At 62.0% G+C, this 12,659-nt stretch carries 10 protein-coding genes; 7 read left to right on the top strand and 3 right to left on the bottom strand.

What is annotated here, in order from left to right; genetic code table 11:
- Positions 1–14 precede the first annotated feature (14 nt).
- From N0Q91_RS11370 to N0Q91_RS11360, 3 genes are read left to right on the top strand one after another with little or no spacing between them, the layout of a single operon-like run.
- The gene (locus tag N0Q91_RS11370; protein WP_275596423.1) at positions 15–521 is read left to right on the top strand and encodes a c-type cytochrome; all 507 of its coding nucleotides are present in this window, start codon (positions 15–17) and stop codon (positions 519–521) included.
- Positions 514–777 (top strand): hypothetical protein, encoded by a 264-nt coding sequence (locus N0Q91_RS11365; protein ID WP_275596422.1) that lies wholly within the window; start codon positions 514–516, stop codon positions 775–777. The genes N0Q91_RS11370 and N0Q91_RS11365 overlap by 8 nt, the downstream gene beginning before the upstream one ends.
- Positions 778–798: 21 nt before the next feature.
- A complete protein-coding gene (locus N0Q91_RS11360) occupies positions 799–1,095 on the top strand; it encodes a hypothetical protein (protein ID WP_198516726.1) in 297 nt (98 codons plus the stop codon).
- Positions 1,096–1,156: 61 nt separating this feature from the next.
- Here the strand turns inward: N0Q91_RS11360 and N0Q91_RS11355 are convergent, their stop codons facing one another.
- Positions 1,157–1,423 (bottom strand): hypothetical protein, encoded by a 267-nt coding sequence (locus N0Q91_RS11355; RefSeq protein ID WP_275596421.1) that lies wholly within the window; start codon positions 1,421–1,423, stop codon positions 1,157–1,159.
- A 415-nt stretch (positions 1,424–1,838) separates the two neighbouring features.
- Between N0Q91_RS11355 and proS the strand changes: the two genes are divergently transcribed.
- The 4 genes from proS (at position 1,839) to dnaE (ending at position 9,186) form a co-directional block, all read left to right on the top strand.
- Entirely contained in the window at positions 1,839–3,167 is a 1,329-nt protein-coding gene (gene proS / locus N0Q91_RS11350; protein ID WP_100672204.1) for a proline--tRNA ligase, read from the top strand.
- Between the two features lie 15 nt (positions 3,168–3,182).
- The gene (locus N0Q91_RS11345; protein ID WP_198516727.1) at positions 3,183–4,496 is read left to right on the top strand and encodes a lipoprotein-releasing ABC transporter permease subunit; all 1,314 of its coding nucleotides are present in this window, start codon (positions 3,183–3,185) and stop codon (positions 4,494–4,496) included.
- Positions 4,497–4,513: 17 nt separating this feature from the next.
- Entirely contained in the window at positions 4,514–5,200 is a 687-nt protein-coding gene (locus tag N0Q91_RS11340) for an ABC transporter ATP-binding protein (RefSeq protein WP_275596420.1), read from the top strand.
- Between the two features lie 476 nt (positions 5,201–5,676).
- The gene (gene dnaE, locus N0Q91_RS11335) at positions 5,677–9,186 is read left to right on the top strand and encodes a DNA polymerase III subunit alpha (protein WP_275596419.1); all 3,510 of its coding nucleotides are present in this window, start codon (positions 5,677–5,679) and stop codon (positions 9,184–9,186) included.
- Positions 9,187–9,911: 725 nt separating this feature from the next.
- Here the strand turns inward: dnaE and N0Q91_RS11330 are convergent.
- Together N0Q91_RS11330 and N0Q91_RS11325 are read right to left on the bottom strand one after the other, a co-directional pair.
- Entirely contained in the window at positions 9,912–11,129 is a 1,218-nt protein-coding gene (locus N0Q91_RS11330; protein ID WP_275598121.1) for a L,D-transpeptidase family protein, read from the bottom strand.
- A gap of 118 nt (positions 11,130–11,247) precedes the next feature.
- A complete protein-coding gene (locus N0Q91_RS11325) occupies positions 11,248–12,540 on the bottom strand; it encodes a DNA polymerase IV (RefSeq protein WP_275596418.1) in 1,293 nt (430 codons plus the stop codon).
- Between the last annotated feature and the right edge of the window lie 119 nt (positions 12,541–12,659).

Below are 12,659 nucleotides of genomic sequence, written 5' to 3'. Positions count from 1 at the left end.
CGGAGGCGGGGCCGATGCGTGTGCGCAAACTCATGACGGCCTTTGTCGCGGCGGGCATCGGCGCTGCGGGCTGGTTTGCCGCCGCTGCGCAGCGGCCGGTGGCCAACGGCCTGACCTTTCTGGGGGAGGCCGTCACGTCCGAACAGATCGACGTTGGACAGGCGATCTACCAGGACCATTGCGCCTCTTGCCACGGAGTGCGGCTGGAAGGAGAGCCTGACTGGCGACGGAGAAAAGCGAGCGGCCGCATGCCCGCGCCGCCGCATGATGCAACCGGACATACCTGGCATCATTCGGATCAGGAGCTGTTCACCTTCACCAAATCGGGTCTCGGTGCGGTTCTACCGGACTACGAAAGCGATATGCCCGCTTTTGGGGGGCTGCTGACCGATGCCGAGATCACCGCGGTTCTGGGGTTCATCAAGAGCAGGTGGCCGGAGCGCCAGCGCAAAATACAGACCCGGATCACCGCGGGCGACGGGCAGAGCCATGAGAACAACGGGAGACTCGAAAATGAGTGAAATCGTAAAAGCCGCCAGCACGAGGCAAGTAGCTGGCCTGCGGATGCCGTTCGGCCGCCGCGGCTGGATCCTTGTCGGACTGGGCGTTGCCGGAACCGGCCTGGCCGCAAATTGGGACTGGCTCGCAGCGGCGGGTGTGGCCCCCATTCTCTTGAGCCTCGCGCCCTGCGCGGTGATGTGTGCCACCGGATATTGCGTCATGTGCCGAAGCAAGAAGCCGGCCGATGCATCGGCCACCGATGAACGAACCAAGTGACCAGAGAAAGGAGAGACCAGGATGAATACCATTACGAAGCTAACGCTTTCAGCAGCACTGCTCATTGCAACCGCCGCCTATGCGAACCATAGCGCGCCCCCCGTCGCGAAAGACGAGGCGGTTAAGGGCGGCATGGATATGATGGGTGGCGACATGTCCGGAATGAAGGGCATGATGGACATGATGCGCGCCATGGGGCCGATGATGGAGGCATGCGCGGGGATGATGAAGCAGATGGCTCATCATCATCCACTGCACGGCGACGAAGCGGCTCCGGCCACCGAACGGGAAGCAAAGCCTTTGCCGCAGGACCGCTGACGCAACTCCGTAGGATATTAGACGAGGGCGGTCTCTCGAAGGACCAACGGGGGGGCCGCCTTCAACGCTCTTTCACCCCTAAAATATGACGTAGCAGAACCGGGGGGCGGGAAGCTTGCAGGCCGGCCGGCGCGTGTGCGCACTTGACAGACAGATTATTGACGTTTTCTCGCGCCTGCTTCGCCAGGAGGGGCGATGAAAAAGCAAAAAAAACAAGGCCAAAGCCTTGTTTTTTAAGTGTCGCGTGATCTTTAATCCGTTTCCGGCGGCAGCGAACGAGCGCGCCTAAGATCTTATCCTCCCAAGACTTGACCGCGAATTTCGGCAAGAATTTGGTCTTCCTGCCTGTTTTGTGAGCCGAAATTAGCTCAAACCTTGGGCGCTGTCATCTGCTTTTTTTGCATTTTTGCTACAGTCGGGTAAAATTTTTCCGTTGACACCAACTGTCTTCGTCCTGTTACTAGCGTGCTCTTTTGCCGCAGGGTCGCAACCCGTATTTCTCATCCGGGTTATGTGTCGACGCAGCGATAGCCGGCCTTAAGGCAGGGTTCCCTTCCGCGCGCGAAGCGGCTATGAACGCTGAACTCGAAAGGTTCCCGTCGATGCGTCGCCGGGAAAATCAAGAGCCCTGTTAGAATGGCAACAGCTGCCTACCCTGATCTCAGGCGAAGGAGCGGCCGAAGCACAACGTCATTTTGCCTGAATCCGTCGATAGTGCGAATTCACCAGTTCTGGAACCCGTCATGCGCCTGTCCCGCTTTTTCATGCCCATCTTAAAGGAAAATCCGAAGGAAGCGGAAATCGTTTCCCATCGACTGATGCTGAGGACAGGCATGGTCCGCCAGCAGTCCGCGGGCATCTATACGTGGCTGCCGCTCGGCAAGCGCGTGCTGGACAAGGTGAATGCGATCATTCGCGAAGAGCAGAACCGTTCCGGCGCCATCGAACTGCTGATGCCGACGCTGCAGTCGGCGGAGCTCTGGCAGGAGAGCGGGCGCTATGACGCCTACGGCAAGGAGATGCTGCGCATCAAGGACCGGCAGGACCGGCCGATGCTCTACGGACCGACGAACGAGGAGATGATCACCGACATCTTCCGCTCCTACGTCAAGTCCTACCGCCATCTGCCGCTGAACCTCTACCATATCCAGCTGAAGTTCCGTGACGAGATCCGTCCGCGTTTCGGCACCATGCGTTCGCGCGAGTTTCTGATGAAGGACGCCTATTCCTTCGATCTCGACCGGGCAGGGGCGGAGCACGCCTATAACAAGATGTTTGCCGCCTATCTCCGCACCTTCGACCGGATGGGCCTGCGCGCCATACCGATGCGTGCCGACACGGGCCCGATCGGCGGGAATCTCAGCCACGAGTTCATCATCCTTGCCGACACGGGCGAGTCCGAGGTGTTCTGCCACAAGGACTTCCTCGGCTTCGACATTCCGGGCGAGGATACGAATTTCGACGACGTCGCGGGCCTGAAGACGATCTTCGACAAGTGGACGTCGCGCTATGCGGCGACCTCGGAAATGCATGACGAGGCCGCCTTCGGCGCCATCCCCGAAGGCGAGCGCCTGTCCGCGCGCGGCATCGAGGTGGGCCACATCTTCTATTTCGGCACTAAATATTCCGAGGCCATGGGTGCGAAAGTGCTCGGGCCGGACGGCAAGGAACACACGGTGCACATGGGCTCCTATGGTATCGGTCCGACCCGCCTGGTGCCGGCGATCATCGAAGCTTCGCATGACGACAACGGCATCATCTGGCCGAAAGCGATCGCTCCCTTCGACGTCGTCGTCATCAACATGAAAACGGGCGATGACGCTTGCGATGCGGCTTGCGGCAGGGTCTACTCCGATCTCGGCAAGGCTGGATTCGACGTTCTTCTTGACGACACCGACGAGCGCGCCGGCGGGAAGTTCGCGACCGCCGACCTTATCGGCGTGCCGGTGCAGGTGATCGTCGGACCGCGTTCGATCGCGAACGGCGAAGTCGAAGTGAAGGACCGCAGGACCGGCGCGCGGGAGACGATGACCGTCGAAGCGGCGATCAACAAACTGGTCGCGGCGAGATAACAGACGAAGGGATCGATGATGACCGCGGCGACGGATGAGCAAGTGCAGGCTGCCGCTCCATCCAGCATATCTTCCAGCCGTCCCTTCTCCGCCTTCGAGCGTATGGTCGCCTGGCGCTACCTGCGTTCGCGGCGCAAGGAAGCGTTCATCTCGGTCATTGCCGGCTTTTCCTTCATAGGGATCATGCTTGGGGTGGGAACGCTGATCATCGTCATGGCGGTGATGAACGGCTTCCGAACCGAGCTCATTTCGCGCATTCTCGGCATGAACGGCCATATGATCGTCCAGCCTCTGGACGGCCCGCTCACCAATTATGCCGATCTTGCCACCAATTTCTCCGCCGTTCCGGGCGTGACCATGGCCATTCCGATCGTCGAGGGCCAGGTTCTCGCGCAAGGCCTGGGCGATGCGTCGACGGGTGCGCTCGTTCGCGGGATACGCGCCGACGACCTCACAAAGCTGAAGTCGATCTCGGGAAATATTCAGTCCGGCGACCTCGTCGGCTTCGCCTCGGGCAGCGGCGTCGCCATCGGCTCGCGCATGGCCGAGCAGCTGGGCATCCGGGTGGGTGGGACGATCACGCTCACCTCGCCGAACGGCGACGTCACGCCGATGGGCATGAATCCGAGGGTCAAGGCCTATACCGTCTCGGCCATCTTCGAGATGGGCATGTCGGAATACGACGCCACCATCATCTTCATGCCGCTCGAGGAAGCGCAGCTCTATTTCAATGCCGAAGGCCTCGTCCAGTCGATCGAGATATTCGCCGAGCATCCGGACGCGGTCGATGAGCTTCGCAAGCCGGTGGAGGATGCCGCCGGCCGGCAGATATTCATTACGGACTGGCGCGAGCGCAACAGAACATTCTTTTCCGCGCTCGAGGTGGAACGGAACGTGATGTTCATGATCCTGACGCTGATCGTGCTGGTCGCGGCGCTGAACATCATCTCCGGCCTGATCATGCTGGTGAAGGACAAGGGCAGCGATATCGCGATCCTTAGGACGATGGGCGCGACCTCCGGCTCGGTGATGCGCATCTTCTTCATGACGGGCGCCGCAATCGGGGTCACGGGAACCATCGCGGGCGTCGTCCTCGGGGTCGTCGTCTGCCTCAACATCGAGTCGATCCGCCAGTTCTTCTCCTGGGTGTCCGGCGCCACGCTCTTCGATCCGGAGCTCTATTTCCTCAGCCAGCTTCCGGCCGATATGAACGCCGACGAGACCGTCACCGTCGTCGTCATGGCGCTTGCGCTTTCCTTCCTTGCCACGATCTTCCCGGCCTGGCGCGCCTCGCGCCTCGATCCGGTGCAGGCCCTGCGGTACGAATAACAAGGACAACAGCTTAAATGAATGCGCGCGTGGCACTGCAGCTCTCCGGCATCGAGCGGCACTATGGCGAGGGCGACACGTTTCTGCCGATCCTCAAGGGAGCCGACCTGACGTTGCGAAGCGGCGAGACGGTCGCCCTCGTGGCCCCGTCCGGTACCGGAAAGTCGACATTGCTTCATATCGCCGGGCTGCTCGAACACCCGGACGAGGGCGAGGTGCTCGTGAACGGCACCTCCTGCAACGGGCTCAGCGACGACCGGCGAACCGCGATCCGCCGCAACGAGATCGGCTTCGTCTACCAGTTCCATCATCTCCTGCCGGAATTCTCGGCGCTGGAGAACATCATGATGCCGCAACTGATCGCCGGATTGCCCAAGGCCGAGGCGGCGGAGCGGGCATCGGCCCTCCTGGACTATATGCGCATCGGCCATCGCGGCAGCCACCGCCCGACCGAGCTTTCCGGCGGCGAGCAGCAGCGCGTCGCCATCGCCAGGGCGGTCGCCAATGCGCCGCTCATCCTTCTGGCGGACGAGCCGACCGGCAACCTCGACCCCGAGACGGCCGGCTATGTGTTCGAGGCGCTGGAAGCCTTGGCGCGCCAGTCCGGGCTCGCGGCGCTGATCGCCACCCACAATCACGAACTCGCTTCGCTCATGGATCGCCGCGTGACCATCGAGGACGGCAAGGTCGTCGAACTGAATTAGTTCGGCCGCGGCTGCCCCTACTTGGCTCCGACCTCACTCGCGGCGCGGTCACCCGCCTCGGGCTGCGCTCCTTGCATGTTCCATTCGAGGCGTATCGACCCTCGGAGGGGCATGCACGAATGCGGGCCGCCGGTGCACGTTAACCATAGCCACTGAATAGCGGGTCTTCTATGCAGACTTCCTTGACTATCGAACAAAATTAGAACAAAAAGGGAACAGTAGCGGAAAGGAGACAAGTTATGGCTGATTTCGTACGTGATCTTGCTGCCTTCGCCTCGATGAGCCTTTTCATCGTGAGCATCTCGGTAATCGCTCTCGGCCTGTGACCGGGATTTTCGAGCGTGCTCCGCGTTCCTGTCGAACGCGCACCAAACACCACACGCCGGGCAAAAACCCCGGCGGCCCGTCCTTGAGACTGGACAGTTGGGACGGGAAACAGGATATCCTCGACGCCGGACAAGAATCGGAGTGCGGCGATGACAGGCAACCAGAGTATCGGGCAGAGTATCGGGCACGGCACTGGGGCTGCGGCGGATCCGCAGTTCGTTCACCTGCGGGTGCATTCCGCCTATTCGTTGCTGGAAGGCGCCCTGCCTTTGAAGAAGATCATCGGCAAGGCGGTCGCCGACGATCAGCCGGCGATCGGCATCGCCGACACCAATAATCTGTTCGCGGCGCTCGAATTCTCGCAGAAGGCCGCGGACGACGGATTGCAACCGATCATCGGCTGCCAACTCTCCATCGATATGGAGGACGAAGCGGAGGGCGAGCGGCGTGGAAACGCCCATCAGTTCGTCAAGCTTCCCGCGATCGTGCTGATCGCGGCGACCGATGACGGTTACGCTCGCCTGGTAGAGCTCGTCAGCCGCGCCTATCTCGAAGGCGAGGGACACCAGCAGGCGCGAATAAGCCGCTCCTGGCTCGCCGCAGGCGGTACGTCCGGGCTGATCGCGCTCACCGGGGCGGGAGCCGGACCGGTCGACATGGCGCTGAAGTCGGGTTCGCCGGCCCTGGCCGAGGCACGCCTGAAAGTCTTGATCGAGCTTTTCGGCGATCGCCTCTATGTCGAACTGCAGCGGCACGGGAATTACGACCGGCGTCACGAAAACCGCATGATCGATCTCGCCTATCGGTTCGACGTTCCGCTCGTTGCCACCAACGAGGCGTTTTTCCCGTCGCCGTCCGACTATGATGCCCACGATGCGCTGATGGCCGTCGCTCACAATGCGATGGTGTCCGACGACAGCCGTTTCCGTCTGACCCCGGATCATTATTTGAAGAGCCGCAAGGAGATGGCGGCGCTCTTCGCGGATCTGCCCGAGGCATTGGAGAATACGATCGAGGTCGCGCGGCGCTGCTCCTTCATGTTGAAGACCCGCGGACCGATCCTGCCGCGCTTTACCGGCGCTTCGGATGATCCGGAGGAGGCCGAACGCGCGGAGGTGGCGGAGCTGCGCCGGCAGGCGGAGGAGGGGCTGGAGGGCCGCCTCGCCAAACTCGGCATGGCGCCCGGCTACAAGGAAGAGGACTATCGGGAACGGCTGGCCTTCGAACTCGGCGTCATCGAGCGGATGAAGTTTCCGGGCTACTTCCTCATCGTTGCGGACTTCATCAAATGGGCCAAGCAACATGACATTCCGGTCGGGCCGGGCCGCGGCTCGGGTGCCGGCTCGCTGGTCGCCTATGCCCTGACGATCACCGACGTCGACCCGATGCGCTTCTCTCTGCTTTTCGAGCGCTTCCTCAATCCCGAACGCGTGTCGATGCCCGATTTCGACATCGATTTCTGCCAGGACCGGCGCGAGGAGGTCATCCGCTACGTGCAGCAGAAATACGGCCGCGAGCAGGTGGCGCAGATCATTACCTTCGGTTCGCTGCAGGCGCGCGCAGCACTGCGCGACGTCGGCCGCGTGCTGGAAATGCCCTACGGCCAAGTCGACAAGATCTGCAAGCTGGTGCCGAACAATCCCGCCAACCCGACGCCGCTTTCCAAGGCGATCGAGGAGGAACCGCGCCTGCAGGAAGAGGCGGAGAAGGAGCCGGTCGTTGCCCGCCTCCTCGACATCGCCCAGAAGATCGAGGGGCTTTACCGCCACGCCTCGACGCACGCGGCCGGCATCGTCATCGGCGACAGGCCGCTCTCGCAGCTCGTGCCGATGTACCGCGATCCGCGCTCCGACATGCCGGTCACTCAGTTCAATATGAAATGGGTCGAGCAGGCGGGTCTCGTAAAGTTCGACTTCCTTGGCCTGAAGACGCTGACCGTTCTGAAGACGGCCGTCGACTTCGTCGGCAAGCGCGGCACCCATATCGACCTCGCAAGCATTCCGCTCGACGATCTGAAGACCTACGAGACCCTTTCGCGCGGCGAGACGGTCGGCGTGTTCCAGGTGGAAAGCGCCGGCATGCGAAAGGCGCTGATCGGCATGCGCCCGGACTGCATCGAGGACATCATCGCGCTTGTGGCGCTCTATCGCCCGGGACCGATGGAGAACATCCCGGTCTACAACGCCCGCAAGCACGGCGAGGAAGAGATCGAATCGATCCATCCGAAGATCGATTACCTCCTCAAGGAGACACAGGGCGTCATCGTCTACCAGGAGCAGGTGATGCAGATCGCCCAGGTGCTCTCGGGCTATTCGCTCGGCGAGGCCGACCTTCTGCGCCGCGCCATGGGCAAGAAGATCAAGGCGGAGATGGACAAGCAACGCGCCCGCTTCGTTGACGGTGCCGTCAAGAATGGCGTCTCGAAGCCGCAGGCCGACCTGATCTTCGACCTTCTCGCCAAGTTCGCCAATTACGGCTTCAACAAGTCGCACGCAGCCGCCTACGCCATCGTCTCCTACCAGACCGCCTACATGAAGGCGCATTATCCGGTCGAGTTTCTCGCAGCGTCGATGACGCTCGACATGTCGAACACGGACAAGATCAACGATTTCCGCCAGGACGCGATGCGCCTCGGCATCCAGGTGGTCGCGCCGTCCGTGCAGACCTCCCACCGCCACTTCGAAACCGGCGACAACCGCATCTATTATTCGCTCGCCGCCCTCAAAGGCGTCGGCGAGTCTGCCGTCGACCACATCGTCGCCGTGCGTGGCGATCGGCCTTTCGCAAGTCTCGAAGATTTTTGCCTGAGGATCGATCCGAAGCTCTTGAACCGGCGTGTTTTCGAAAGTCTGATCGCCGCCGGTGCTTTCGACTGCTTCGGCTACGACCGGGCGGAGCTCGTCGGCGGCCTCGATCGTATCCTCGGTTTCGCCCAGCGCGCCCAGGAAAACAAGGTGAGCGGCCAGAGCGACATGTTCGGCGCGGGTGCCGCAACCGGGCCCGAGAAGATCGCGCTCCCGCCCTATACGCCGTGGCTCGCCTCGGAGAAGCTGCATCGCGAGTTCCAGGTTTTGGGCTTCTATCTCTCCGCCCATCCGCTCGACACCTATAACAATCTGCTCGCCAAGATGCGCGTGCAGACATTTGCGGATTTCTCGGCAGCCGTAAAACAGGGTGCGGCGGCGGGCCGCCTCGCCGGGACGGTGACGTCGAAGCAGGAACGCAAGACGCGCACCGGCAACAAGATGGGCATCGTCGCTTTCTCGGACGCTTCGGGCCAATTCGAGGCCGTACTCTTCTCCGAAATGCTGAACCAGTATCGCGACCTTCTGGAGCCCGGCAAATCGCTGGTGATGACGGTCGACGCCGAAGAGCGGCCGGAAGGGATCGGCCTTCGTATCCGAACCCTGCGTTCGCTCGAGGAAGAATCGCTGCAGATGCAGAAGGCCTTGCGCGTCTATGTGCGCGACTGCGGACCGCTGCGCTCCATCGCCTCGCATCTGAACGCCAAGGGGGACGGCCTGGTTTCCTTCATCGTCATCAAGGACAACGGGCAGCGGGAGATCGAAGTCGAGCTCAACGAGAAATACCGGATCTCACCCGAGATCGCCGCCGCCCTTCGCTCCGCTCCCGGGGTGGTGGACGTCGAGCTGGTTTAGGGCATGTCGAGATTCATTTTGAGTTTATGACGGCTGCGAGATGGATAATGGCGTTGAAGCTCGGGTCGGTTTTGTCGCTTGAAGACCTCGAGTACCGACCGTGCGCCACTCCATTTGTCCTTTGATCGTAGCCGATCAAAGGACAAAAACATGCAGCAGCTCAAAGTGCTACAGCGACCTTTGCGCGTAAGGCGCGCGGCGCTGTAGGAAACGTATCGGAGGACTGCAATCTCTCCTCACCTCATCCTGTGCTCGTCACAGGGATCCAGCAGCGCCGCGTCTGCGGCGCGGGAAGAGCCTTTCCAGCCCAAGGACTTGGTCTGGCTGGATTCCTGTGACGAGCACAGGAATGAGGAACTGGGATGTGCGGCTACTACATCGAAGCGAAGCGGGACGCTGCATACGGGCGTGACCCGGGACCCGTCGTGTCGCCTCGCTATCTTCACGGTTTATGAAGCGCGCCGAGGGACCGCACCCTCTCCACCTCATCTCTGTGACAAGCACAGAGCTCTCCGAAAAGTTTCCTACAGCCCCGCCGCGTCTTATCAGACACGCAAAGGTCGCTGCAGCATTTTGAGCTGCTCTATGTCTTGTCCATTGACAGGCTACTATATCGCCCCCTCGAAGAGCGGGCCTTTGCTGCTTTTCTCTTCGCCCCGCTTGCGGGAGAAGGTCCCGGCAGGGCGATAAGGGCAAACCAGGGTGCGGAAATCACCCCATGCCTTTCACCCGCGCCGCTCCCTCGTCACGGTGATGAAATCCGTTCCCTTGCCCGTCTCCAGCCCCGATTCGGTATCGGTGATCGAGAGTGACGAGCCGTTTGCAAGGAGGCCGGCGAGGCGTTCGCGGACGTCTTCGGGCACGGTGATGCGGCTCAGCGTCCTCTTCAGCGTGTCGGGCTCGCCTTCCTCTGTAATGCCAAGTCGCTTCTTCGTCGTTTTCGGCAGCTTGTTCTCGAGCGACATGCCGAACCATTTGCCCTGTCCGGTTTTCGTGTCGAGATCCTGGAACTGCAGCAGATGTGTCCCGAGCGCCATTTCCGGCTCTGCGATGGCAATCTCGGCTTCGAAAAGCGGCTGGAATTGCCGGCGCACGCGCAACACGCCGTTCAACGGTGCACTGCGGTTCGCCTTGCGGAAGACGGCTTCGATCAGCTCCGGCGTTATCTTGCCATCGACGGGCAGAGCTTCGGCCCTTTGGAACGCTTCGATTGCGGCGGCCGTTGCCGGACCGTTGAATCCATCCGGCAGACCTGCATCGTAGCCGAGCGTATTGAGGAGCGTCTGGAGGTTGCGCACGCTCTCTTGCGTACCGCGCCGGGTAATCAGAATACGTATCGGGGCCTTCGCCTCGTCGGATGTGACGGGCGAGGGGCGTTTGTCGGTCATGGCGACTTCAACTGCGCTCCGGTTGAACTCCCCGATCGCCGGCCGCAGGGGGACGTCCGACAGGGCAGGTCCCTGCGGTCGCGACTGGCTCGGCTGGAAAAGCATTTCGTGCGCGACCTCGACCGGGGCGATCTGCCGATCCGATATGACCACATGCATGCCGTAGCCCGTCATCTTGAACAGGCTCGCCGCGAATTTGCTCGGCAGCCGCACGCAACCGTGCGAAGCCGGATAATCCGGTACATGGTTTGAGCCATGCAGCGCAATGCCGGACCAGGTAAGCCGCTGCATGAACGGCATCGGCGCATTCGAATAGATGTTCGACTCGTGACGTCGGCGCTTCTCCAGGATCGAGAAGATGCCCGTCGGCGTCGTGTGCCCGGCCTTGCCGGTGGACACTTTCGACGTGGCGACCACCGTGTCGCCGTCATAGACGACGAGGGACTGCTGCTCCCTCGAGACGACGATCTGCAACGGCGCCTTGGCGCCGGCCGCAAGCGCGGACGGCGACGCCATGACGAAAACCGCGAATCCCATCCGGAGAGCGAAACGCAACACCTACCCTCATTCAGACAGTGGCGGCACCGCAAAACGGACGACGGAGCCGTGGAAGCAGGCTAGCGTTCAATATTTAAGGAATTGCCCCATACGATGCGTCAGCCGTCCGGTCGGGCTATTGCCGGCGCCGCCCCTTGCCGAACGTATAGCCGGTCTCGACGCTCGTCCTGCCGAACTTGTCGCGCAGCTTGTTGATCGCGTCCTCGGCGGCGGCACGCCGGGATGCCTGCGGATCGACAAGATCCGGCGGATCGGCGAGGTCGGGATCGGCCAGATCGCTGACGCCGATCCCGATCAGCCGGTATTTCGTCCCGTCGACCTCCTTCTCGAGCAGCTGCAGGCCGGTGCGGAAGATGCGGTCGGCAAGGCGGGTGGGGCTGTCCAGCCTGCGGTTGCGCGTGCGGGTCTTGAAGTCCGCGGTCTTCAGCTTCAGCACCACCGTCTGTCCGGCGAGGGCGGATTTTCGCAAGCGGAATGCCACTTGTTCGCTGAGGCCCCTCAGATGCGTTACGAGGTCTTCCTGGCGCGCCAGGTCGTCGTTGAAGGTCGTCTCGGAGGAGACGCTCTTCGCTTCGCCTTCGATTTCCACGGATCTTTCGTCCAGGCCGCGCGAGAGCCTGTAGAGCCGCCGGCCCATCGTGCCGTAGCGGCGCATGAGGTCCGCCTCTTCCATCGTCTGGAGCTGCCCGATCGCGCGGATTCCGTCCCTTTCGAGCGTGGCGGCGAAGGCCTTGCCGACGCCCCAGATGAGTGTAACGGGTTTGGCTTTCAGGAAATCGATGGCTTCGGCCTGGCCGATGACCGAAAAGCCGCGCGGCTTCTGAAGGTCCGAGGCGACCTTGGCCAGGAATTTGCAGTAGGAGAGCCCGACGGAGACGGTGATGCCGATTTCCCGCTCCACACGCCTGGCGAAGCGGGCAAGCGTTCGGGCGGGCGGATCGTGATGAAGCCGCTCGGTGCCGCTCAGATCGAGAAAGGCCTCATCTATCGACAGCGGCTGCACGAGAGGCGTCAGCTCCTGCATCATCGCTCTGACTTCCCGCCCGACGCGCACGTATTTCTCCATGTCGGGCCTGATCACCACGGCCTGCGGACAGGCTTCGAGGGCTTTGAACATAGGCATGGCGGAGCGCACGCCGTGGATGCGGGCAATGTAACAGGCCGTGGAGACGACGCCACGCTTACCGCCGCCGATGATCACGGGCTTGTCGGCGAGCTCCGGATTGTCGCGCTTCTCGACCGAGGCATAGAAGGCATCGCAGTCGATATGCGCCAGGGTCAGCCGGTAGAGTTCGGGGTGCCGGAGGAGCCGCGGGCTTCCGCAGGCGAGGCACCGCCGCGCCTGGGCGGCTTGCTCCTTGAGGCAATCACGGCAGAAGCCGGAGGGTGGGGCGGCGCTGTCGATCATATCCGGAACAAATGTTGAACGCGGCGACTTTACGCTCTACGCTGCTGAGTCTCAAGGCGGCGGCTGGAGGCTGTTTTGGATATCGCAGTTAAATTTGAGACGGTGCCGGCCGATCGCCG

Origin of the sequence: Sinorhizobium prairiense (assembly GCF_029201645.2) — a bacterium.
Taxonomy (GTDB): domain Bacteria; phylum Pseudomonadota; class Alphaproteobacteria; order Rhizobiales; family Rhizobiaceae; genus Sinorhizobium; species Sinorhizobium meliloti_A.
This window is presented reverse-complemented; position numbering and strand designations above follow the sequence as displayed.

Excerpts from the sequence above, each read along its gene's own strand:
- N0Q91_RS11365 (WP_275596422.1), top strand. The coding sequence starts at position 514 with ATGAGTGAAATCGTAAAAGCCGCCAGCACGAGGCAAGTAGCTGGCCTG.
- N0Q91_RS11360 (WP_198516726.1), top strand. The coding sequence starts at position 799 with ATGAATACCATTACGAAGCTAACGCTTTCAGCAGCACTGCTCATTGCA.
- dnaE (WP_275596419.1), top strand. The coding sequence starts at position 5,677 with ATGACAGGCAACCAGAGTATCGGGCAGAGTATCGGGCACGGCACTGGG.
- N0Q91_RS11370 (WP_275596423.1), top strand. The coding sequence starts at position 15 with ATGCGTGTGCGCAAACTCATGACGGCCTTTGTCGCGGCGGGCATCGGC.
- proS (WP_100672204.1), top strand. The coding sequence starts at position 1,839 with ATGCGCCTGTCCCGCTTTTTCATGCCCATCTTAAAGGAAAATCCGAAG.
- N0Q91_RS11340 (WP_275596420.1), top strand. The coding sequence starts at position 4,514 with ATGAATGCGCGCGTGGCACTGCAGCTCTCCGGCATCGAGCGGCACTAT.
- N0Q91_RS11325 (WP_275596418.1), bottom strand. The coding sequence starts at position 12,540 with ATGATCGACAGCGCCGCCCCACCCTCCGGCTTCTGCCGTGATTGCCTC.
- N0Q91_RS11345 (WP_198516727.1), top strand. The coding sequence starts at position 3,183 with ATGATGACCGCGGCGACGGATGAGCAAGTGCAGGCTGCCGCTCCATCC.